This is a genomic window from Vulcanibacillus modesticaldus, from assembly GCF_001730235.1.
Lineage (GTDB): Bacteria > Bacillota > Bacilli > Tepidibacillales > Tepidibacillaceae > Vulcanibacillus > Vulcanibacillus modesticaldus.
The window spans coordinates 86,286-108,391 of sequence record NZ_MIJF01000035.1 but is presented as its reverse complement, the minus strand read 5'-3'; the positions used below and the strand labels follow the sequence as shown (position 1 = coordinate 108,391).

Sequence of the window (22,106 nt, the reverse complement as noted above, 5' to 3'; positions counted from 1 at the left end):
GCTCTTGTTGTTAATTTTTTAACGTATTTGTCTTGCTTCATTTCTTCTACTTTTTGTTGTAATTTTACAGAATTGATAGGAGCTATCCATTTACCAAATGACGAAAATAGTGTATCCTTGTCCATAAGCATGGTCCTTTATATTGGATTTGGACAGGGAGCACCTGTACTTCCATTATAAAGGATTTTTTTATGAACTAGTGATTATTAGAAGAAATATTCTGACTACATTAATGCAACGCTAGTGATTGGAAATAAAAAAAGTTCCAATGAGAGTGTTCATTTTTATTATATGTTTGTTCCATTTCCAATAGGGTTCAGTTGTTTAATATTTGAGAATCAATGAGTATATATAATAAAAATGAGTAAACTATGGTTAATGTCATTTGGAGGGATTAAAAATGACCAACAAGACAGAAAATAAACATACGATTGAGTCGATCGGTGAAAAGTTAGACCAACTTGGGGTTCAATTAGAAAGGGCACAGATAGCAGATTATGTTCAGTTATTAAATAGACCAAAAAGATTATTGCTCTTAAATTTGATGACTGGTATAGCTAGAGGAATAGGAATTGCTATTGGATTCACTATCTTTGCCACAACAATAATATATTTTCTACAAAAATTAGGTGCATTAAATATACCAATTATTGGGGATTATATAGCTGAAATAGTAAAAATTGTTCAGGCTCAATTAAATCTAGAATCAGGTATTAGGTAAGGAGTGACATTAGAAATGGATCAAGAGCAATTAGAATATTATAGAGATAAATTGCTTGAAGAAAAAAATTCTCTGTTGCATCAATTAAAGTTGAACGAAAGTTTTGGCTTAGATGAAAGTATGAATGCTTCTATAGGGGAATTGTCTGGCTACGATAACCATCCAGGGGACTTAGCGACAGAAATGTATGAAAGGGAGAAAGACATCGCTTTGGAGGAAAATGAGGTTCATTTACTCGATTTAGTTAATGAAGCTTTAGAACGGATAGAAGATGGGACATATGGATACTGTTTAAAATGTAAAAAAGAAATCCCTATTGAACGTCTAAATGCAGTTCCCTATGCTAAATATTGCATTGAACATCAACCAAATGATTCTATTTCCATTCAAAGACCGATTGAAGAACAATTTTTAATGCCCCCATTTGGTAGAACGAGCTTTGATGATAAAGACAATGAAACAGAATTTGATGGAGAAGATGCATGGCAAGCGGTGGCTAGATTTGGCACTTCAAACCCACCTGATTATTTTAGAGATGGTGATGACTATGACCATTTATACATAGAGAGTCGTGAACCTAGGGGATATGTAGAGCAAGTAGAAGGGTTTATCATTACTGATGCAGATGGCAACCCAATCGATGTTACTCGCAATGAAGCATATGATGCTTATATGGAGAATATTGAAGGAGAAGAGGGGATTTCCGAAATACATATTGATGATTTAGCTGAGTTAGAAGATGAAATAAATGACAAAAATTGAACCTACATAGAATGATTGCTAAAAATAACCTCCTGAAACGGGGTTATTTTTTATGTTTATTTTTAAAATATTCAAAAAATGTAATACATTATGTGTTATTATAATATTGCGACAACTTTGAAGTTAGGGGGTGTAACTATGGAGTATTCTTTACCAACTTTAACTTGGTTTTGGTTCTATGTACCTATGGGATTATTGATTTTATTATCTATAATTACTTATTTCACCGAAGAAAGGGGTAACTAATAATGCAAATGAGTGTACCGACATTAATAACTTTTATTCTTTATATTTTATTTATGATAGGAATTGGATTCTGGAGTTATCGAAGAACTAGTACGATTGATGATTACATATTAGGTGGCCGCTCTTTAAACGGTTGGGTTACAGCATTAAGTGCCCAAGCAAGTGATATGAGTGGCTGGTTGCTACTAGGATTACCAGGTTATGCATACGTTGCGGGATTAAGCTCAATGTGGATAGCTATTGGGTTAGCAATTGGAACATATCTTAACTGGCAATTTATTGCCAAGCGATTACGCAGATATACTGATGTAGTAAATTCAATTACCATATCTGATTATTTTGAAAATCGCTTTAAAGATAATTCACATATATTACGTGTTATATCTGCTTTATTGATTTTGATATTCTTCCTTTTCTACACTGCTTCTGGTCTTGTAGCAGGTGGTAAATTATTTGAAGGCACTTTCGGTTTGGATTACAACGTTGCATTATATGTTGGAGCTTTAGTAATCATTTCTTATACATTCTTAGGTGGTTATCTGGCAGTAAGTTGGACAGACTTTTTCCAAGGTAGTTTGATGTTCTTAGCTCTAATCTTGGTTCCACTTGTGACAATTTTTGATCTAGGAGGATTAAATGGACTTTGGAATAATTTAGGGGCTATAAATCCAGATTTATTGGATGCCACTAAGACAGTTAGTTATAAATTTAGTGAAGGTGTACTATGGGTAACATCTAATACTAGCTTTGATATTGTAGCTGTATTATCTCTTATGGCTTGGGGATTAGGATATTTTGGGCAACCACATATCTTAGTTCGTTTTATGGGAATTCGTTCTGCTAAGGAAATCAAAAAGTCACGCTTGATCGCTACCGTATGGGTCGTATTGGCTTTATGGGGAGCATTATTTGTTGGATATGTTGGTGCTGCTTTCCACAATGCAGGGATTGAAGGCTTTGAAAACGCTTTATCTGACCCAGAACAAATATTTATCCAAATGGTACAGATAATCTTTAATCCTTGGATTTCTGGATTCTTATTAGCGGCTATTTTGGCAGCAGTAATGAGCACCATCGACTCACAATTATTAGTATCTTCAAGTGCATTGGCAGAGGATTTTTATAAAGCAATCTTTCGAAAAAATGCTTCTCAAAAAGAATTGGTTTGGGTTAGTAGGGGAGCAGTTATTTTAATCTCGATCATAGCTTTAATTTTAGCTAAGAGTGGTGGAAGTGTTCTAGACCTTGTTGCTTATGCATGGGCAGGATTTGGAGCGGCCTTTGGACCTGCGATAATTTTATCTCTATTCTGGAAAAGAACTACAAGAAATGGTGTTTTATTTGGAATGATCATTGGTGGTTTAACAGTTATCGCTTGGAAAAATTACGAGGCATTTGGTCTGAGTTCATTATTACCAAATTTTGATTTTGCAGCTTGGTATGAAATAATTCCTGGTTTCATTTTATCAGCAATCACAATTTTTGTAGTAAGTTTATTTGATAAAGAACCTTCTCAAGATATTGTAGATGAGTTTGAAAGATCCAAAAAACCTTTAGTTAATGAATAAAATTTTATTTAATTTAATAGTTTAAATCAAAAAGTAGTGAAGAAGATCTTCTTTTTCACTACTTTTGTTTTCGTATAAGAAACTATATTAAAATGCTTTAGCTTTTTTATTCTTTCTCAGAAAAGTTGAGTAAGTGCTGAAAGCTATGCTAAAATATGTTAGAGAAAAGTGATAGGGGGATGGGGATTTGATCTATTATTTAGTTGCAGTTGCGGTTATATTGATCGATCAGTTTAGTAAATGGGCTATAGTAAATTACATGAAACTTTATGAAAGTATTCCTTTAATTGAAGGTTGGTTACATATTACCTCTAGTCGAAATAGAGGAGCTGCCTTTGGAATTCTTCAAAACCAACGTTGGTTTTTTATTTCACTTACTGTTATTGTAGTTGTATTCCTTGTTTATTATATTTATAGGGTACATAAAACTCAAAAACTATACGCTTTTGCTTTAGCTTTAATTTTAGGTGGTGCCATCGGTAATTTGATTGACCGGGCGTCAACTGGGCAAGTTGTAGACTTTATTGATGTGAGGATTATCAATTTTGCAATTTTTAATCTTGCTGATTCTGCAATCGTAATCGGTGTTGGATTATTACTAATCGATACACTATTTACCAAAGAGGATAAAAAAATCATATTATAGGAGCAGTCTTAATGGAACAATTCGAAAAATACGAATGGATTGTCGATGCTGAAGATCAAGGTACTAGAATAGATAAATTTCTAGCTGAACAATTTGAAGAATGGTCTAGAACGCTAATCCAACAATGGATAAAAGAGGGATACGTTAAAGTTGGAGGAAATAAAATTAAGGCTAATTACAAACTTATGGAAAATGATGAAGTGATATTAAAAGTTCCACCTCAAAAGGAACTTTCAATTGAAGCAGAACCAATATCTTTGGATGTTGTTTTTGAAGATGAAGATGTTATAGTAGTCAATAAACCTCGAGGAATGGTGGTTCACCCTGCTCCGGGGCATTATTCGGGTACATTGGTAAATGCTTTATTATATCATTGTAAAGACTTATCCGGAATAAACGGTGTATTAAGACCTGGGATAGTACATCGTATCGATAAAGATACCTCTGGTTTGTTAATGGTAGCAAAAAATGATCTAGCCCACGATTCACTAGCTAAACAGTTAAAGGATCACACTGTTAATCGTAAATATGTTGCACTAGTACATGGTAATATTCCTCACGACAAGGGTACGATTGATGCGCCAATTGGTAGAGATCCAATCGATCGTAAGAAAATGAAGGTTACTGATAAGAATAGCAAAGAAGCGATAACTCATTTTGTTGTCAAAGAAAGATTTAAAGATTACACGTTAATAGAATGTAAATTGGAAACTGGGAGAACCCACCAGATTAGGGTACATATGCAATATATCGGACATCCACTAGCAGGTGATCCTATGTATGGTCCAAAGAAAACTCTAAAGATTGAGGGGCAGGCCTTACATGCAAAAATTCTCGGTTTTTATCATCCTAGAACTGGTGTTTACCTAGAATTTGATTCCGATATTCCTGAAGATATGATGAAATTAATAAATGAGTTGAGAATGAGAAAAGAATAGAAAAATATTTAAAAGGTATTGACATCTGCTTTAAGTTACAAGATAATGTTATAGAAAACTGAATGTCCTTTAATTCAGTCCAGAGAGACTGACAAGGTGAACGGGTAGTAATGGGTTACTAATGGTAATTCAGATAATATTCCATGTCTGCAAACTTTTGTCTCTATGGGCAAAAGTTTTTTTGCTTTTAAGAACCCGACTAAGGACGGTATATTGTGGAGTTGTATTTTGTATAAGTGCGGCTTTCTGGTTAACATTTTTGTTCACTACTTGGGTAGAAAATGTACTAGAGAGTCGATACTTGACAGGGGGTGAAAACAGCTTGGAACAAAGAGTATTGTTAGATGAATCAGCAATTAATCGTGCATTAACCCGTATCGCCCATGAAATATTGGAAAAAAATAAAGGTACTGAAGATTTGGTTCTCATAGGAATTAAAACGAGGGGAATTTATCTTGCTAGGCGATTAGCAGAACGTATCAAAAAGATTGAGGGACAGGAAATACCCATTGGAGAGTTGGACATAACTCTTTATCGTGATGATCTTACAGAAAAAAGTGACCAACCACTTATCAACGGAAGTCGTATTTCTTTTGATATAACCAACAAAAAGATTGTTCTTGTTGATGATGTTCTTTATACTGGTAGAACCGTTAGAGCGGCATTAGATGCACTGATTGATCTCGGAAGACCAAGGTTAATCCAATTAGCTGTATTGATTGATCGAGGACATCGAGAACTTCCGATTAGACCAGATTACGTTGGGAAAAATATTCCAACTTCCAAAAAGGAAATGATTTCTGTTCAATTAACAGAAGTTGATCAAAAAGAACAAGTTACAATACAACAAAAAACCACCCTTTAATTCAGTCCAGAGAGGCTGGCAAGGAGTACGGTTAAAGAGAACAGAATACTCTTCTCTTTTTACCAAAAACCTCTTACTGCCAGTAAAGAGGTTTTTTGTTGTAAAAATACAGAGGAGGAATAATTATGAAAAATCAAATGATTGATGTTCATGAAGTGCCGAGTCCAATTAGATGGTTTGCGTTAAGTTTTCAACACTTATTTGCAATGTTTGGGGCGACGATCTTAGTGCCAATTTTAACAGGATTAAGTCCATCTATAGCACTGTTAAGCAGTGGTTTAGGAACTATAGCTTATCTGATCATTACTAAAGGAAAAATTCCAGCGTATCTTGGTTCATCATTTGCATTTATAGCTCCTATTATTACAATATCTAATTCTGAAGGTGTAGGGGCAGCGATGTTTGGTGCTTTATTGGCTGGAGTACTATATGGAATAGTTGCACTACTAATCTATAATTTTGGATTGGATTGGATTAATCGTCTATTACCACCAGTTGTTATCGGACCAGTAATTATCGTTATCGGCCTTGGTTTAGCAGGTGTCGCAGTTGATATGGCGATGAATATGCATATAGATGGTAACACTGTTTATTCTTTAAAAAATTTCTTAGTTGCATTAGCCACATTATCGATTGCCATTATAGCTAGTACTATCTTACGAGGTTTCTTTAATGTTATACCGATTTTACTAGGAATTGTAGGGGGTTACGTTATCGCTCTACTCGTTGGAATAGTGGATTTGACCCCGATTTATATAGCTGATACATTTGCTTTACCAACTTTCACAACACCTGTAGTTTCTTGGAAAGCTGCTTTAATCATGGTACCTGTAGCTTTAGTAACTATCACTGAACATATTGGGCATTTAATGGTACAAGGAAGTATTATGGATCGAGATTTAGTTAAAGATCCAGGCTTACATCGTTCTCTACTAGGTGATGGAGTTGCAACTGCGATTGCTTCTCTAATTGGTGGACCACCAAACACCACATATGGAGAAAATATTGGGGTAATGGCTATTACTAGGGTATATAGTGTATTCGTGATTGGAGGAGCTGCTATCTTTGCGATGGGTTTTGCATTCTTCGGTAAATTAGGAGCGCTGATTTCCACAATCCCGACTCCAGTAATGGGTGGTGTATCAATTCTATTATTCGGGATAATTGCTTCCACAGGATTGAGGATGTTAGTTGAGAATAAGATTGACTTCAGTGATAAAAGAAATTTGGTTATTTCCTCAGTGGTTTTGGTTATTGGAATTGGTGGAGCGGCATTAAAATTTGAGGGAATACATTTAGAAGTAGAAGGTATGGCATTGGCTACTATTGTGGGTATTATTTTAAATCTAGTTTTACCTTCAACTAAAGAAGAGGTGGATTCACAAAGGCAAAAAGATAAGGTAGTTGATGCTAATACTGTTGAAGCTACCGTGTAAGACAGGGGTAATAGATAATGTATACAACCTTTAAATCAGTCCTGTGAGACTGGTAAGGTGAAAGTCTTCAATCACATAAGTACCCTTACGATATACAATTTCATCATATAATTTTATCAAGCATATTTTTATCAATTGATAAATGAAAATCACATCTTTTATTAATTCTGCAATATCTAAGGGGAAATGTGGGTAATTATGAGGTCTTCTTACCAGTTTGGTAGGAAGACCTGTTTTTTTACATCGGGAAAAGTCGTTATAAGTAGATAGAGAAAAATTACAAGGGGGATGAGATATGGGAAAACATCTCTTAGGGTGTCAAGATCTATCTATTGAAGAAATAAAAAGTATTCTCAATAAGGCTCAATATTTCCTCGAAAATAATGATAACCTTTTTTCTTATAGAGAGGCTTATCGAGACAAATTTGTCGTCAATTTGTTTTTAGAGCCTAGTACGAGAACGAGATTTTCCTTTGAAGTGGCTGAAAAAAAACTTGGGATTCAAGTTTTAAATTTTGAGTCTAATATTTCAAGTTTACAAAAAGGTGAATCCTTGTATGATACATTGAAAACTTTTGAAGCTCAAGGAATGGATATTGTTGTTATCAGGTTAAGGGAGGAAGGGATCCTTCAACATTTTTCACGACGTCTAAATTTATCAATTATTAATGCAGGAGAAGGGAAAAAAGCTCACCCAACACAGGCTTTATTAGACCTTTTCACTATTAAACAGTATTTTAACGATCTTAAAGGATTAAACGTAGCAATTATTGGAGATATAGCCCATAGTAGAGTGGCACGTTCTAACTATTATCTCTTGAAAAAATTTGGAGCCAATATCTTTTTTAGTGGTCCTCCTAATTTAATGGCTCCCGACTTAGAAAATAACTATCTACCGATTGATGAAGCAATTAGACGTGCAGATGTGGTCATGATGCTAAGAATTCAAGCTGAACGCCATAGTGACAACAAAATTAAATCAAAAGAAGCAATAGTGGAGTATAATAGAAAATTTGGTTTTACAGAAGAACGTCTACAATACTTACAATCGCACGCAATTATCCTACATCCTGCACCAGTAAATCGTGGAGTAGAGATGGATGATATTGTTGTAGATCACCAACAATCAAAAATATTTGAACAGATTCATAATGGAGTTTGGGTGAGGATGGCTATCTTAGATAGGGCGTTAGGAGTGAATTAAATGGGGATAATTATTAAGCATGGTCGGATATGGTATCAAAATCAATGGTTTTTTGGTGATTTGTTAATTGAAGATGGAATCGTAATGGAAATAAAACAAGAGATTTGTTATTCATCAATCAATCATCAAATTTTTGATGTAAGAGGAAAAATAGTAATACCTGGACTAATTGATCTTCACGTTCATTTGCGTGAGCCTGGTTTTGATGAGAAAGAAACGATTGAATCAGGCAGTAAAGCAGCGGTTAGGGGTGGCTTTACAACAATTGCAGCCATGCCAAATACAAATCCAGTAATTGATCAACCAGAGTTAGTAACATATATCAAAGAAAAAAGTAAAAAAGCTGATTATGCAAAGGTATTACCGGTTGGAGCAATCACTTTTAAAGAAGAAGGTCAAAACTTACCGATTTTGTTGGGTTGAGAAAGAGTGGAGTGGTTGGTTTTTCAGATGATGGAAAAGGTATTCAAAATGCTGGGTTGATGAAAGAGGCTATGAAGAATGCCTATTCTTTAGGACTACCGATAATGGCCCATTGTGAAGATAATTCCTTAACAAATAATGGAGTTATTAATGATGGTGAACTAGCAAAACAACTACGAGTTCGAGGAATACCATCAGAGGCAGAATATATTCAATTGGCAAGGGATTTAATGTTAGCAGAAATCACTGGTGTTCATTATCACGTTTGTCATCTCAGTACAAAAGAAGCTGTTCAATTAATAAGAGAAGCTAAAGCCAAAGGAATAAATGTAACTTCGGAAGTAACACCACATCATTTACTGTTGACGGAAAAAGACATTAAAGAGCCTTACAGCATGTTCAAAATGAATCCACCACTAAGGACAGAAGAGGATCGACTTGCCTTAATAGATGGGTTGTTGGATGGAACGATCGATATTATTGCAACCGATCATGCTCCCCATACTGAAAAAGAAAAAAATCATGGAATACTAAATTCCCCATTTGGTGTTATCGGGCTAGAAACTGCATTTCCTGTTTTATATACCCATTTAGTAAAAAGAAAGATAGTTACCCTTGAGCAATTGATCGATTGGTTTACCATAAGGCCTGCTGAAATATTAGATATTAATGTTGGAAGGATAGAGCTCGGATCAGTTGCGGATATAACGGTAATCGATTTAATCAACAAAGAGATTGTTGAACCCAGTAGTTTTGACAGTAAAGGCAGAAATACTCCCTTTAAGGGTTGGGAATTATCTGGTTGGCCTGTACTAACGATAGTTGATGGCAAAGTTAAATGGATAGCTGAGAGATTTAAGGAGGGGGAAGATGAGTAAAAAAATAGCAACATTAGTTTTAGAAGATGGTTCTAGCTTTGTTGGAACAGCATTTGGGAGTGAAGGTGAATCAATAGGAGAAATTGTCTTTAACACAGGAATGACCGGGTATCAAGAAATATTGACTGACCCTTCATACTATGGGCAGCTTGTGGTAATGACCTATCCTTTAATCGGTAATTATGGGATCAATTTAGAAGATTTTGAATCGGTTAAACCGAGAGTTTTTGGTTTTGTTGTGAAAGAATATGCGGAAAGTCCCTCGCACTGGCGCAGTAAAAAATCACTCGATCAATTTTTAAAAGAACACAGGATAATTGGAATAGCTGGAATAGATACCAGAATGATAACAAGAAAAATAAGAGAAAAAGGAACAATGAAAGCAATAATAACGACAAATGAGATTAATAAAGAAGAAGCATTACAAAAACTACAATCTCCCCTTAGAAATGATCAAGTTTCCCAAGTCTCTATTAAACAACCATTTAACCTCCCGGGAAGGGGTTCGAGGGTTGTTTTAGTAGACTATGGGTATAAACAAGGGATATTGAGGGAATTGTTAGAACGTCATTGTGAAGTAACAGTAGTTCCTTATGATACTAATTTTGAAACGATAAAGAATTTAAGTCCTGATGGAGTTTTACTATCCAATGGTCCTGGTGACCCTAAAGATGTAAATGGCGCAGTGGAAACTATCAAGGAGATAATCGCTAATGAAATCCCGCTCTTTGGAATATGTTTAGGACATCAATTATTTGCATTAGCAAATGGAGCTGACACCAAAAAGATGAAATTTGGACATCGTGGGGTAAATCACCCAGTTAAAGAATTAGAAACAAATAAAATCTATATGACTTCGCAAAATCATGGTTATTCAGTATCAAATGACTCGGTAAATAATTGCCCCTTAAAAGTCACTCACATTGCGATCAATGATGGTACTATCGAAGGTTTAGCACACAGGTATGCTCCAGCATTTTCAGTACAATATCACCCCGAAGCCTCACCAGGACCTTATGATAGCACCTATCTATTTGATCAATTTATTCAATTAATGAGGAATGAAAAGGAGAGAAAAAAAGATGCCCAAACTTCATGGAATAAATAAGGTATTGGTGATAGGTTCTGGACCAATTACAATCGGTCAAGCAGCTGAATTTGACTATGCTGGAACTCAAGCCTGTCAAGCTTTAAAGGAAGAGGGGATAGAAGTCATTCTTGTAAATAGCAACCCAGCAACAATTATGACTGATACTGAAATCGCTGATAAGGTATATATGGAGCCATTAACCCTTGATTTTTTAAAGAAAATCATTCGCAAAGAGAGACCGGATGGATTATTAGCTACTTTAGGTGGGCAAACGGCTTTAAATTTGGCGGTTGAATTAGCAAAAGATAGGACAATAGCCCAATTTGCCATTAAACTGTTAGGAACTAATGTAGAAACGATTGAGAAATCTGAAGATCGTGAAAGGTTCCGAAAGATAATGGGGGAAATCGGTGAACCTGTGCCAGATAGCCGGATAATTTATCATCTTGAAGAAGCCTATTCCTTTGTAGAGAAGGTAGGTTATCCAATTATTATCCGCCCAGCTTATACCCTTGGTGGAACCGGTGGGGGGATTGCCTTCAATAAGGAGCAATTAGAGTCAATCGTTAGAAAGGGGTTAGATGCAAGTCCGATTAATCAAGTATTAATTGAGAGAAGTTTATTGGGGTACAAGGAAATAGAATATGAAGTGATTAGAGATAAAAAGGGTAATAAAATAGTCGTTTGTAATATGGAAAATTTTGATCCCGTTGGTGTTCATACTGGCGACAGTATTGTTGTTGCACCAAGTCAAACACTTTCTGATCGAGAATACCAAATATTACGTTCATCGGCGTTAAAAATCGTAGAGGCTCTTAATATTGAGGGTGGCTGTAATGTTCAATATGCTTTAGACCCTGATAGTGAACAATATTATGTCATTGAGGTAAACCCACGGGTTAGTCGTTCAAGTGCGTTGGCTTCTAAGGCTACAGGTTATCCAATTGCCAAGATTACTTCAAAGATTGCCCTTGGATATACATTAGATGAGATAAAAAACCCAATAACCAAGAACACCTATGCAAGTTATGAACCGGCTTTGGACTATGTTGTAACTAAAATCCCAAGGTGGCCATTTGATAAATTTCAATCTGCTAACCGTAAATTAGGTACACAAATGAAAGCTACTGGTGAAGTAATGGCAATAGGTAGAACTTTTGAGGAATCACTTCAAAAAGCTATTCGCTCCCTAGAAATAAATTGTTTTGGTTTGTTTAATCCTTCATTAAAACTAGCTCAATTAGATCAAAAAGAGATATGGGACAAAATTCTAACACCAAGTGATGAACGATTATGGTATATTGCCGAATGGTTTAGACGTAACGGTTCAATTGAAAAGGTTAATGAAGCGACTAAAATAGATAAATTCTTCCTAGATAAAATTCAAAAACAAGTTCAATTAGAAAAGGAGATTATTCAAAATCCATTGATAAAGGAAAATCTCCTCTATTGGAAACAACAAGGTTTTTCAGACAAACAAATTGCTATTTTAAGGAGAATAGACGAAAAAGAGATAAGTGAATTAAGGGGAAAATGGAAGATAAAGCCAGTATACAAAATGGTAGATACTTGTGCTGCCGAGTTTGAATCATATACCCCTTACTATTATTCCACATATGAGTTAGAAGATGAAGTTAAAAATAGCTCTAAACCATCAGTAATCGTACTCGGGTCAGGACCTATACGAATAGGACAGGGAATTGAGTTTGATTATTCTACGGTCCATGCTGTTTGGGCGATTCAAGAAGCTGGATATGATGCGGTAGTTATAAATAACAATCCTGAAACAGTTTCAACAGATTTTAATGTCTCCAATCGTTTATATTTTGAACCCCTAACATTTGAAGATGTAATGCATGTTATTAAAAAGGAAAATCCTTTGGGAGTCATTGTTCAATTTGGAGGACAAACTGCAATTAATTTAGCAGAGAGCTTAGCAAAGGAAGGAGTGCCGATCTTAGGAACATCTTTGGAAAATATTGATAAAGCGGAAGATCGAAAACGCTTTGAACAATTATTAAAAAAGTTAAATATTAAGCAACCACCGGGAGAAACTGCCAGATCTGTTGATGAAGCAGTTTCAGTTGGTGAATTATTAGGATATCCAGTCTTAGTACGTCCATCATATGTGCTTGGTGGTAGAGCGATGGAAATCATTTATTCAAAACAGGAATTAATAAAATACATGGAACAAGCGGTGAAGATTTCTGAGGATCATCCTGTTCTTATAGATCGCTATTTAATAGGTAAAGAAATAGAGGTAGATGCAATTTGTGATGGTGAATCAGTTCTTATACCGGGAGTTATGGAGCATATTGAAAAAGCGGGTGTGCATTCCGGAGATTCCATCGCTGTCTATCCTCCTCAATCATTAACGAAATTAGAAATTGAACAAATCGTGGAGATAACCCAAAAATTAGCTTTAGGTTTACAAATTAAAGGTTTATTAAATATTCAGTTTGTAATATTTGAAAATGAAATATATGTTCTGGAGGTAAATCCAAGATCATCAAGAACTGTGCCCTTTTTAAGTAAAGTTACTAATATCCCAATGGCAAAGATAGCAACAAAAGTAATTCTTGGCTCTACCATCGAATCATTAGGATATAAAGCTGGATACATGACTCCTGTAGCAAATATGGTTGCAATAAAAGTACCTGTCTTCTCCTTCTCAAAATTAAAAAGGGTGGATGTAACGTTGGGGCCAGAAATGAAATCTACCGGTGAAGTGATCGGAATTGATCAGTATTTTGCCAAAGCATTGTATAAAGGCTTAATTGCTTCAGGGATAAAAATTCCTGAATATGGAACAATTTTAGCAACGATTGCAGATAAGGATAAAGAGGAAGCGTTAGATTTATTAGACAGATTTAGTCAATTGGGATTTCAGATTAAAGCAACAAGTGGAACAGCTGAATATTTAAAGAAAAATGGGATACCAGTCGTAACAGTAAAAAAATTACGAGAAGGCTCACCTAATATAATTGATGAGATTCGTTCTAATAATATCCATTTCGTAATAAATACCTTAACAAAAGGAAAAGACATAGAGAGAGATGGATTTAAGATTAGAAGGGAATCGGTTGAGTTTGGAATTCCTTGTTTAACCTCGTTAGATACGGCTCATGCTGTACTACACGTGTTAGAATCTTTTTCTTTTAATGTTAATCCAGTATATAAATCAGAAAGGTGGGTGAGTCAGTATGGAACAGTATCTTATGAGGGTCAAAGAAAATAAAGAGATAACAGATAAAATCTACAAAATTACCTTGAAGCTTAAAGAAATTAATAGATCTTTAGCTCAAGGGAGGCAAAATAAACTATTTTCTCCCCGGCCTGGGCAATTTTTATATATTCGCGTAAGTGATGTAACAGAACCACTACTTAGAAGACCGATAAGTATTTATGATTATGATCCGGATACAACTCAAATTACACTCGTTTATCGAGTACAAGGAGAAGGGACAAAACGTTTAAGTCAATTCAAAGTAGATGATGATTTAGACGTAATTGGCCCATTAGGAAACGGATTTCCCTATGATCAGATCGCTACCAACGCTCATATTGTTTTAATCGGAGGGGGTATCGGAATTCCACCACTCTATTATCTTGCAAAAGAGTTAGTAGAAAGGGGAATTAAAGTTACAACTCTTTTAGGTTTTCAATCAAAAAAGGATTCCTTTTTAATAAATGAATTTCTATCACTTGGAGAAGTTAGAGTTTCGTCAATGGATGGTAGTATTGGAATTAGGGGAACAGTATTAGATTTAATTACTGATCGAGATAAATGGGATACTTTCTATACATGTGGTCCAATGACAATGATGAAAGCGATTCAGGAAAAATGGCTTAACACAGCTATTGATGGATATATTTCCTTGGAAGAGCGAATGGGATGTGGAATTGGAGCCTGCTATGGTTGTGTTGTAAAAGTAGATAAAAAAATAGACAAAAGAGGATACAAAAAGGTTTGCTTTGATGGACCAGTCTTTTACTTTCGGGAGGTGATATTATGAGCTCTCGATTGCAAGTTAAGCTAGGAGACTTAACCTTAAAAAATCCTATCATGCCAGCATCAGGTTGTTTTGGATTTGGAAGAGAATATGTTAATTTTTATAATCTAAGTAAGTTGGGTGCTATTGTTGTAAAAGGAACGACATTAGAAGAAAGGATTGGAAACCCGACACCTAGAATAGCTGAAACGCCTAGTGGAATGATAAATTCTATTGGACTTCAAAACCCTGGAGTAGATGTAGTTATAAAAGAAGAAATACCATGGCTATCACAATTTAATATTCCGATTATCGTTAATGTGGCAGGGACCATGACTGAAGATTATGTTGAGGTTGCCAGAAGAATTTCTAATGTCTCTGAAGTCTCAATGATAGAGTTAAATATTTCTTGTCCGAATGTCAAATGTGGAGGAATAACTTTTGGTACGGATCCTAAAACTGCCCATGAATTAACTAAGGCTGTAAAAGAGGTTAGTAAAGTGCCTGTTTTTGTAAAATTATCACCCAATGTAACAGATATAGTGACTATGGCTGAAGCTGTTGTCGAGGGCGGAGCCGATGGTCTTAGTATGATCAACACTTTAATAGGGATGAGATTTGATTTAAAAACGAGAAAACCGGTATTGGCGAATAAGTTAGGGGGATTATCTGGTCCTGCTATTAAACCAATTGCTCTAAGAATGATCTACGAAGTATATAAACATGTTTCTGTACCCATCATCGGCATCGGGGGAATTACTTCAGCAGAAGATGTAGCTGAATTCTTTTTGGCAGGGGCTTCAGCAGTGCAGGTAGGGACGGCTAATTTTGTTGACCCATATATAATGCCTAAGATAATCCAAGATTTAGAACGTGTTTTAGATGAAATGGGAGTCAACAATATCTCTGAACTAACCGGAGAAGGGTGGAATTACTAATGACTCTAACAGAAAAGAAGTCAATAGATTATCGGGATAGAATTATAGTGGCCCTTGATGTTAAAAGCAAAACTGAGGCACTAGAGTTATTAGCACGTTTAGAGAATCAAGTTAAGTTTGTCAAAGTAGGAATGGAACTCTTTTATGCGGAAGGATATCCATTGATAGAATTACTTAAAAAACGTAACCTACGAATCTTTTTGGACTTAAAAATGCACGATATTCCAAATACTGTCGGAAGAACTACGGCACAACTTACTCGTTTAGGGGTAGATATGTTTAATCTTCATGTGGCAGGTGGTTCTAAAATGATGGAAGAGGCCAGAAATCAAATGGAAAGGGCTTTAATAGCAAGACAAGAAAGACCCCTGCTAATAGGGGTGACCCAACTGACCAGCACTGATGAAAGAATTTTACGAGAAGAAATTGGAATTGCTAAATCAGTAAAAGAAATAGTTTTACATTATGCAAAATTAGCAAAAAAATCTGGGTTAGATGGTGTTGTATCCTCAGCATTAGAAGTAAAAAGTGTCAAAGAGGCCTGTGGACCATCATTTCTTACTGTCACACCTGGGATAAGATTAGCTGGGGAGTCAGCTCATGATCAAAAAAGAATTACAACTCCAAAACAAGCAATTAATTTAGGTAGTGATTATCTCGTTATTGGTCGATCTATAACAAAAGCAGAAAATCCTGCAAAAACCTTTGAAACAATTGTTAATAGTTTAAATAAGTTATCAAATTAATATTGGTCGATTATACCTTTAAAAAAATCAAATTAATGGTTAAAGCTAAAAATTGTAACCGATCACTAACCATTCAGCAGTCAAAATTAAAGAACACTAGAATTGGGGGGTTTTATGTTAACAAGGGAAGAGGTTATATCAATATTTGAAGAAGCAGGAGTATTACAAACTGGACATTTTATATTAACTTCTGGTCGCCATTCAAAACAATATATGCAAATGGCACAGGTTTTACAATATGCTAATTTGACTGAAAAACTATGTAAAAGTTTAGCTGAACCTTTCAAAAATGAAAAAATAGATTTAGTAGTATCTCCAGCGGTAGGCGGAATTATTGTTGGATATGAGGTTTCAAGAATATTAGGAGTAAAAAATATTTTCTGTGAGAGAGAAAATGGAGTTATGACTTTACGTCGTGGCTTTAAAATTGAGCCTGGTCAAAGGGTTTTAGTTGTTGAAGATGTTGTAACTACAGGTGGCTCTGTAAAAGAAGTAATTTCTGTGGTTGAGCAGGCTGGTGGGGAAATAGTGGGTATAGGAGTTTTAGTTGATAGAAGTAATGGAAAGGTTAATTTTGGATATCCATTGCAATCATTACTATCATTAGAAATAGAATCATATGAGAAAGAGATATGTCCTTTATGTAATGAGGGGAAAGTACCTGCAGTAAAACCTGGAAGTCGTAATTTGAAGGGTTAAATTAAGTATATAAATAGATAGATTTTGTTAATAATGATAGTATATAGGTATTGAGTGAATATTATAGTAGTTTATTTGAAGTAAAGGGCTGCAGAATGGAGGTGAAGCGATGTTAACCTTTTATAAAAAATATGGTAGAACTGCATTTGATATCTTTCTGATAATAGTCACGGTATATTTGATTATGTATTTATTTTCGATGTTTTATAACATCGGCAAGCCAATCTTTTGGGGGTTGGTAATCTTTTTAATGATTGAACCATTAGCCAAATTTTTTCATAAAAAAGGTTTGAAAAAAATAGTAGCCACAACGATTGCTACGTTAATTTTTATTATTATTATTTTTGTTATCGTTATTACTTTAGGTGTTATTTTTACAAGTCAGATTTATCATTTAGCAGAAACTCTACCAAATTACGTAAGTAATTTTCATGTGGAAATTATTAACAAAGCGGATTATTTTTTAGAACAAATACAGGCTTTGTCTCCCGGTCTGATTGAGGAAGCACAGGGTTATTTAGTTACAGTAGGTGAAAAAAGTTCGAAATTTCTTAAAAACATATTATTAGGACTTTTTTACTCCTTAACTTCAATTTCTAGTTTTATGGTAAATTTTGTTGTTGGATTAATCCTTGCCTTTTTCTTAAGTATAGAAATAAATGAGTGGAAAAGGTTAGCTAAGGAAAAAGTACCAAAAACTTTCAAAAATGCGTATATTTTTTTAAAAGACAATGTTATTGAAGGAATCTTAGCATATTTAAAAGCTCAGCTTAAATTAATAGGTTTTACCTTTTTAATTATTTTCATTGGATTATTAATCTTAGGTATCGATAGTGCTTTTTCTATATCTTTATTAGCTGCTATATTAGATTTGTTACCTTTATTGGGAGTATCGACTTTATTTATTCCATGGATCATTTATTTATTTATTTTTGGTAAAACTTCTACAGCAATTTCCCTTAGTGTTATATTAAGTATTGTAATCATCTTTAGACAGATAGCTGAGCCTAAAATTACAGGTGAATCTTTAGGAGTTTCTGCATTTACGATGTTGTCATTCATGGTGATTTCTTTATCTCTATTTGGTATAGCAGGAATTATTTTGTCACCAATACTATTGATTTTAATAAAGGCACTTTATGATCAAGGCTACTTGAGAAGATGGATTCATCTACCAAAAGATGAGTTTTAACAATTAAATAAAATGATATAAAAAAGGAAGTCCATTAAGGACTTCTTTTTATGCTGTCCATGAAGGAAGATCAGGCATAATTTTCAGAAAAAATTGAATATTCAAACAGCATTATATATAATAGATTTAGTATGGACTAAAACTATTATTAAACTTAAAGAGGAGGAATTTAATGAAACGTATCTGGACAATTGTATTCATATTTGTTTTTTTACTCCTAGTAGTAATGTTTGTTACTCCAAAGGGATCAGACGAGAACGTGGATTTTGGTGTTTATTCTCTTATTCCACCTTTAGTAGCTATTTTATTAGCCTTTTTAACTAAACAAGTTATTTTATCATTATTTATCGGAGTTTTTTTTGGAGCGACAATGGTCTATGATGGTAATATTTTTTATGGTTTTTTGAGAACTCTTGATAAATACATGTTAGGCTCCGTTGCCGATAGCTGGAATGCTGGTATTTTAATATTCACACTAACAATTGGTGGAATGGTAGGAGTAATTTCTAAAATGGGTGGCACTCAAGCTATAGCAGAAGTGTTAGCTAAAAAAGTTAAAAATAGTAGAAGTGCTCAATTATCTACATGGTTGATGGGATTGTTTGTTTTCTTTGATGATTATTCTAATACTTTAATAGTAGGTCCAACCATGAGACCATTAACTGACAAAATGACTATCTCCAGAGAGAAACTTTCATATATTGTTGATTCGACTGCAGCACCGGTAACAGGTATGGCGTTGATTTCGACTTGGGTTGGTTATGAGCTTGGATTGATCAATGAATCTTTTAAAAACCTTGGGATTGAAGTGAATTCTTATGATGTATTCGTCAAATCAATACCATATAGGTTTTACGATATTTTTGCGTTAGTAATGGTATTTTTAATTGCTTGGTTGATGAGGGACTTTGGCCCCATGTATAAGGCAGAAAAGAGAGCAAGATTAATGGGTAAGGTTCTTGCGGACGGAGCAACTCCACTTGCAGCAACTAATAATGAAATCCCCAATATAAAAGAGGCTGACAAATTAAGGGTCTCTAATGCAGTAGTACCAATACTTACTTTGGTGATAGTAGGTTTTGTGGGTTTATGGTATTCAGGGGGTGGAACTGAACAGCCATTTACCTTTGAAGGTGTAAGAAAAGCTTTTGGTGATTCTGATGCTTCTGTTGCTCTAATTTGGGCGTCAGCACTTGCAAGTATGGTGGCAATAGTTATGGCGATTAGCCAGAAAATATTGGGACTAAATGAAGCGATTGAAGCTTGGGTTGATGGTGCAAAATCTTTAGTAATAACTGCTGTTATCTTAACACTAGCTTGGTCCTTGGGAACAGTAACTTCTGATGTAGGGACTGCAGATTATTTGGTTAAAATCGTAACCGATACCTTACCAGTAATGTTACTTCCTTTTCTGGTCTTTATTATCTCTAGTGTTGTATCGTTTGCAACAGGAACCTCATGGGGTACGATGGCGATTATGATTCCTTTGGCTATTCCATTAGCAAGTGCGTATACTGGTGGTAGTATAGATGGTATTCTACTTGGTACACTTGGGGCAGTTCTAGCTGGTTCTATTTTTGGGGATCATAGTTCACCTATTTCTGATACAACTATCTTGTCATCGATGGCTTCAGCCTCCGACCATATTGACCACGTTAAGACCCAAATTCCATATGCACTAACTACGGCAATAGTTGCTTCTGCAGTGGGGTATATTCCGATAGGGTTAGGTATGTCACCATTTATTTCTTTAGTGCTTGGTATTGTTATTATCTGGGCAATAATTAGATTCTATGGAAAAAGTACGAACATTGATGATTTGAGAAAACTTGAGGAAAATATTGATTAGTAAAAAATCTGGGGACTGCCCCAGATTTTTTTATGGATAATATATACTTAAACGGATTACTTAGTAGTCCTTAAGTTATCTATTAACGTTTCATCAGGTGTGACGAATAAAGTCTTTTGCTTTTCATAGATTACAAATCCTGGTTTAGCTCCGCTAGGTTTTTTCACATATTTAATTAACGTGTAATCTACCGGCACATTACTTGAGTTTTTTGCTTTACTATAATATGCGGCGATTATAGCAGCTTCATTTAAGGTTGCTTCTCCAAATTCCTTTGACTTGATCACAACATGAGAACCAGGAATATCTTTAGTATGTAACCACGTATCTAAAGCAGAAGCAAGCTTGTGAGTTAAATATTCGTTTTGACGATTATTTTTTCCAACATAGATGGTATAACCTTCAGATGAAATAAATTTTTCAATTTCAGGGACGTTTCTTTTCTTATGCTTTTTCCTTTTACGTTCCTTTAGATAACCTTGCTCTACCAATTCCTCGCGAATATCTTCGATATCTTGAATACTAGCATTTTCTAATTGAGTAATAATCGTTTCTAAGTATGCTATTTCTTCTTTTGTTTTTGTAAGTTGTGTTTCAATATATTCTCTGCTATTTTTCAATTTATTATATTTCTTAAAGAAATGCTGAGCATTTTCAGAAGGGGTCTTGAAAGGGTTTAACGGAATTGTTATCATTTTTTGATTTTCATCATAATAATTAACAACATGAGCCTCTTTGTCACCCCGTTTGATTTGATAGAGGTGAGCTGTAATTAGTTCACCATATAATTTAAACTTTTCAGCTTGATCGGCCTCTTTTAAATCTTGATACAAATACTCGATTTTCTTCTCGCTTTTTTGCTTTTCAGTAACTAAAAACCTCATTAAATCTAAAGTTTTTTGCCTGATAGCATTCCTTTCAGCTTTTTTATCATAAAACTCTTCGATACATTCATTAATACTTTCAAAAGAAGTTGTTTCTCCAGATAAGTGATTTAGTGGAAATATAGAAAAATCAGTTTTCTCTTTACTAACAACGATAGCTGGATTGTAGTTATGGTTATTAGTTTTTTCCATCCAATCATAAAAGGCATTCCATAGATTTTCTTTTGTTGGAAGACCTGCTCTGTATAAAATTTCTTTAGCTATTGTTGGACTCATCCCAGTAAAATTGTTAACAAATTGTTTATCTATTTTTCCTTCATTTAATTTGATTAAGGAAAAAAACTGCTCTTGCTCAAGTGTTAATGGATTTAGTTTATTTTGTTTTGGAGGAGCGATATATTCTTTACCGGGTAGAACTTGACGGTAACTACTTACAGCAGCCGTAACATGATTAATACCGTCTAAGATTAAGTTGTTATCGGGATTGATTAAGATGATGTTGCTATGTCTACCCATAATTTCTACTATTAATCGTTTCTGATGAAAATCACCTAATTCATCCCTAACTTTTACATCGATATAAATAATCCTTTCATTATCTATCTGATAGATTTTTTCAATTATTCCTCCCTCAAGATGTTTCCTAAGTAACATACAAAACATCGGAGGTTCTGTAGGATTTACAAAGTTTCTTTTTGTCAAATGCATCCTAGGGTAAGTTGGATTGGCGGAAATTAACAAGCTGTGATTTGTTCCATAACCTCTAAGAATAAATAATAGATCTGTTTGATGAGGTTGATAGATTTTATGAATTTTTGTATGTAATAGCTTTTCTGAAAGTTCATGAACTAAAGCTCTAATTACAAAACCATCAAATGCCATGTAAAGCCACCTCAATTAAGTTTATGTTTATTCATGTTAAGTATAATCTAGTTTGTTAATTTGGACAAATGGCAATACCTCTGATGTTTTTAGCATTTTTTAGAGCTCGTCTGAATAATGTTTACATGACGAGGGATTAGTTGAAGG

The 22,106-nt window shown here is 34.5% G+C and carries 17 protein-coding genes and 1 pseudogene; 17 read left to right on the top strand and 1 reads right to left on the bottom strand.

The genetic code is table 11. The features are described from left to right. Positions 1-400: 400 nt before the first annotated feature. From BHF71_RS07745 to BHF71_RS07665, 17 genes and pseudogenes are all read left to right on the top strand, one after another. Complete coding sequence (locus tag BHF71_RS07745) at positions 401-721, top strand: DUF5665 domain-containing protein (RefSeq protein WP_069657086.1); 321 nt, start codon at positions 401-403, stop codon at positions 719-721. A gap of 15 nt (positions 722-736) precedes the next feature. After that, positions 737-1,483, top strand: a complete 747-nt coding sequence (locus tag BHF71_RS07740) for a TraR/DksA C4-type zinc finger protein (RefSeq protein ID WP_069657085.1) — start codon at positions 737-739, stop codon at positions 1,481-1,483. A gap of 248 nt (positions 1,484-1,731) precedes the next feature. Beyond that, positions 1,732-3,297, top strand: coding sequence for a sodium/proline symporter PutP (putP, locus tag BHF71_RS07735; RefSeq protein ID WP_342668090.1), 1,566 nt, complete (start codon positions 1,732-1,734; stop codon positions 3,295-3,297). Between the two features lie 187 nt (positions 3,298-3,484). Continuing rightward, positions 3,485-3,943 (top strand): signal peptidase II, encoded by a 459-nt coding sequence (lspA, locus tag BHF71_RS07730; protein ID WP_069657084.1) that lies wholly within the window; start codon positions 3,485-3,487, stop codon positions 3,941-3,943. A gap of 11 nt (positions 3,944-3,954) precedes the next feature. Next, a complete protein-coding gene (locus BHF71_RS07725; RefSeq protein WP_069657083.1) occupies positions 3,955-4,881 on the top strand; it encodes an RluA family pseudouridine synthase in 927 nt (308 codons plus the stop codon). Positions 4,882-5,203: 322 nt separating this feature from the next. After that, positions 5,204-5,746 carry a bifunctional pyr operon transcriptional regulator/uracil phosphoribosyltransferase PyrR gene (gene pyrR, locus BHF71_RS07720; RefSeq protein WP_069657082.1) on the top strand — a complete coding sequence of 181 codons (543 nt, stop codon included), beginning with the start codon at positions 5,204-5,206 and terminating at the stop codon, positions 5,744-5,746. A 122-nt stretch (positions 5,747-5,868) separates the two neighbouring features. Continuing rightward, entirely contained in the window at positions 5,869-7,182 is a 1,314-nt protein-coding gene (gene uraA / locus BHF71_RS07715) for a uracil permease (protein WP_069657081.1), read from the top strand. Between the two features lie 295 nt (positions 7,183-7,477). Beyond that, a complete protein-coding gene (locus BHF71_RS07710) occupies positions 7,478-8,386 on the top strand; it encodes an aspartate carbamoyltransferase catalytic subunit (RefSeq protein ID WP_069657080.1) in 909 nt (302 codons plus the stop codon). Next, positions 8,387-9,687, top strand: a pseudogene (locus BHF71_RS07705) (dihydroorotase). After that, the gene (locus BHF71_RS07700) at positions 9,680-10,795 is read left to right on the top strand and encodes a carbamoyl phosphate synthase small subunit (protein ID WP_069657079.1); all 1,116 of its coding nucleotides are present in this window, start codon (positions 9,680-9,682) and stop codon (positions 10,793-10,795) included. The pseudogene BHF71_RS07705 and the gene BHF71_RS07700 overlap by 8 nt, the downstream one beginning before the upstream one ends. Beyond that, positions 10,770-14,015: a carbamoyl-phosphate synthase large subunit gene (gene carB / locus BHF71_RS07695; protein WP_069657078.1), complete on the top strand. Its 3,246-nt coding sequence runs from the start codon at positions 10,770-10,772 to the stop codon at positions 14,013-14,015. Before BHF71_RS07700 ends, carB begins: the two co-directional genes overlap by 26 nt. Beyond that, a complete protein-coding gene (locus tag BHF71_RS07690) occupies positions 13,981-14,793 on the top strand; it encodes a dihydroorotate dehydrogenase electron transfer subunit (protein WP_069657077.1) in 813 nt (270 codons plus the stop codon). Before carB ends, BHF71_RS07690 begins: the two co-directional genes overlap by 35 nt. After that, the gene (locus BHF71_RS07685; protein ID WP_069657076.1) at positions 14,790-15,707 is read left to right on the top strand and encodes a dihydroorotate dehydrogenase; all 918 of its coding nucleotides are present in this window, start codon (positions 14,790-14,792) and stop codon (positions 15,705-15,707) included. The genes BHF71_RS07690 and BHF71_RS07685 overlap by 4 nt, the downstream gene beginning before the upstream one ends. Then, positions 15,707-16,453, top strand: coding sequence for an orotidine-5'-phosphate decarboxylase (gene pyrF / locus BHF71_RS07680; RefSeq protein ID WP_069657075.1), 747 nt, complete (start codon positions 15,707-15,709; stop codon positions 16,451-16,453). Before BHF71_RS07685 ends, pyrF begins: the two co-directional genes overlap by 1 nt. 114 nt (positions 16,454-16,567) lie before the next feature. Beyond that, positions 16,568-17,152 carry an orotate phosphoribosyltransferase gene (gene pyrE, locus BHF71_RS07675; RefSeq protein WP_069657074.1) on the top strand — a complete coding sequence of 195 codons (585 nt, stop codon included), beginning with the start codon at positions 16,568-16,570 and terminating at the stop codon, positions 17,150-17,152. A 109-nt stretch (positions 17,153-17,261) separates the two neighbouring features. Next, entirely contained in the window at positions 17,262-18,344 is a 1,083-nt protein-coding gene (ytvI, locus tag BHF71_RS07670; protein WP_069657073.1) for a sporulation integral membrane protein YtvI, read from the top strand. Positions 18,345-18,516: 172 nt separating this feature from the next. Beyond that, positions 18,517-20,193 carry a Na+/H+ antiporter NhaC family protein gene (locus tag BHF71_RS07665; RefSeq protein WP_069657072.1) on the top strand — a complete coding sequence of 559 codons (1,677 nt, stop codon included), beginning with the start codon at positions 18,517-18,519 and terminating at the stop codon, positions 20,191-20,193. 56 nt (positions 20,194-20,249) lie between these two features. Here the strand turns inward: BHF71_RS07665 and BHF71_RS07660 are convergent, their stop codons facing one another. After that, a complete protein-coding gene (locus BHF71_RS07660; RefSeq protein WP_069657071.1) occupies positions 20,250-21,959 on the bottom strand; it encodes an Rqc2 family fibronectin-binding protein in 1,710 nt (569 codons plus the stop codon). Positions 21,960-22,106 lie beyond the last annotated feature (147 nt).

Coding starts and splice junctions, on each gene's coding strand:
- BHF71_RS07700 (WP_069657079.1), top strand. CDS start 9,680: ATGAGTAAAAAAATAGCAACATTAGTTTTAGAAGATGGTTCTAGCTTT.
- pyrF (WP_069657075.1), top strand. CDS start 15,707: ATGACTCTAACAGAAAAGAAGTCAATAGATTATCGGGATAGAATTATA.
- BHF71_RS07685 (WP_069657076.1), top strand. CDS start 14,790: ATGAGCTCTCGATTGCAAGTTAAGCTAGGAGACTTAACCTTAAAAAAT.
- BHF71_RS07745 (WP_069657086.1), top strand. CDS start 401: ATGACCAACAAGACAGAAAATAAACATACGATTGAGTCGATCGGTGAA.
- BHF71_RS07665 (WP_069657072.1), top strand. CDS start 18,517: ATGAAACGTATCTGGACAATTGTATTCATATTTGTTTTTTTACTCCTA.
- BHF71_RS07725 (WP_069657083.1), top strand. CDS start 3,955: ATGGAACAATTCGAAAAATACGAATGGATTGTCGATGCTGAAGATCAA.
- BHF71_RS07740 (WP_069657085.1), top strand. CDS start 737: ATGGATCAAGAGCAATTAGAATATTATAGAGATAAATTGCTTGAAGAA.
- BHF71_RS07690 (WP_069657077.1), top strand. CDS start 13,981: ATGGAACAGTATCTTATGAGGGTCAAAGAAAATAAAGAGATAACAGAT.
- ytvI (WP_069657073.1), top strand. CDS start 17,262: ATGTTAACCTTTTATAAAAAATATGGTAGAACTGCATTTGATATCTTT.
- BHF71_RS07710 (WP_069657080.1), top strand. CDS start 7,478: ATGGGAAAACATCTCTTAGGGTGTCAAGATCTATCTATTGAAGAAATA.
- BHF71_RS07660 (WP_069657071.1), bottom strand. CDS start 21,959: ATGGCATTTGATGGTTTTGTAATTAGAGCTTTAGTTCATGAACTTTCA.
- pyrE (WP_069657074.1), top strand. CDS start 16,568: ATGTTAACAAGGGAAGAGGTTATATCAATATTTGAAGAAGCAGGAGTA.
- putP (WP_342668090.1), top strand. CDS start 1,732: ATGCAAATGAGTGTACCGACATTAATAACTTTTATTCTTTATATTTTA.
- carB (WP_069657078.1), top strand. CDS start 10,770: ATGCCCAAACTTCATGGAATAAATAAGGTATTGGTGATAGGTTCTGGA.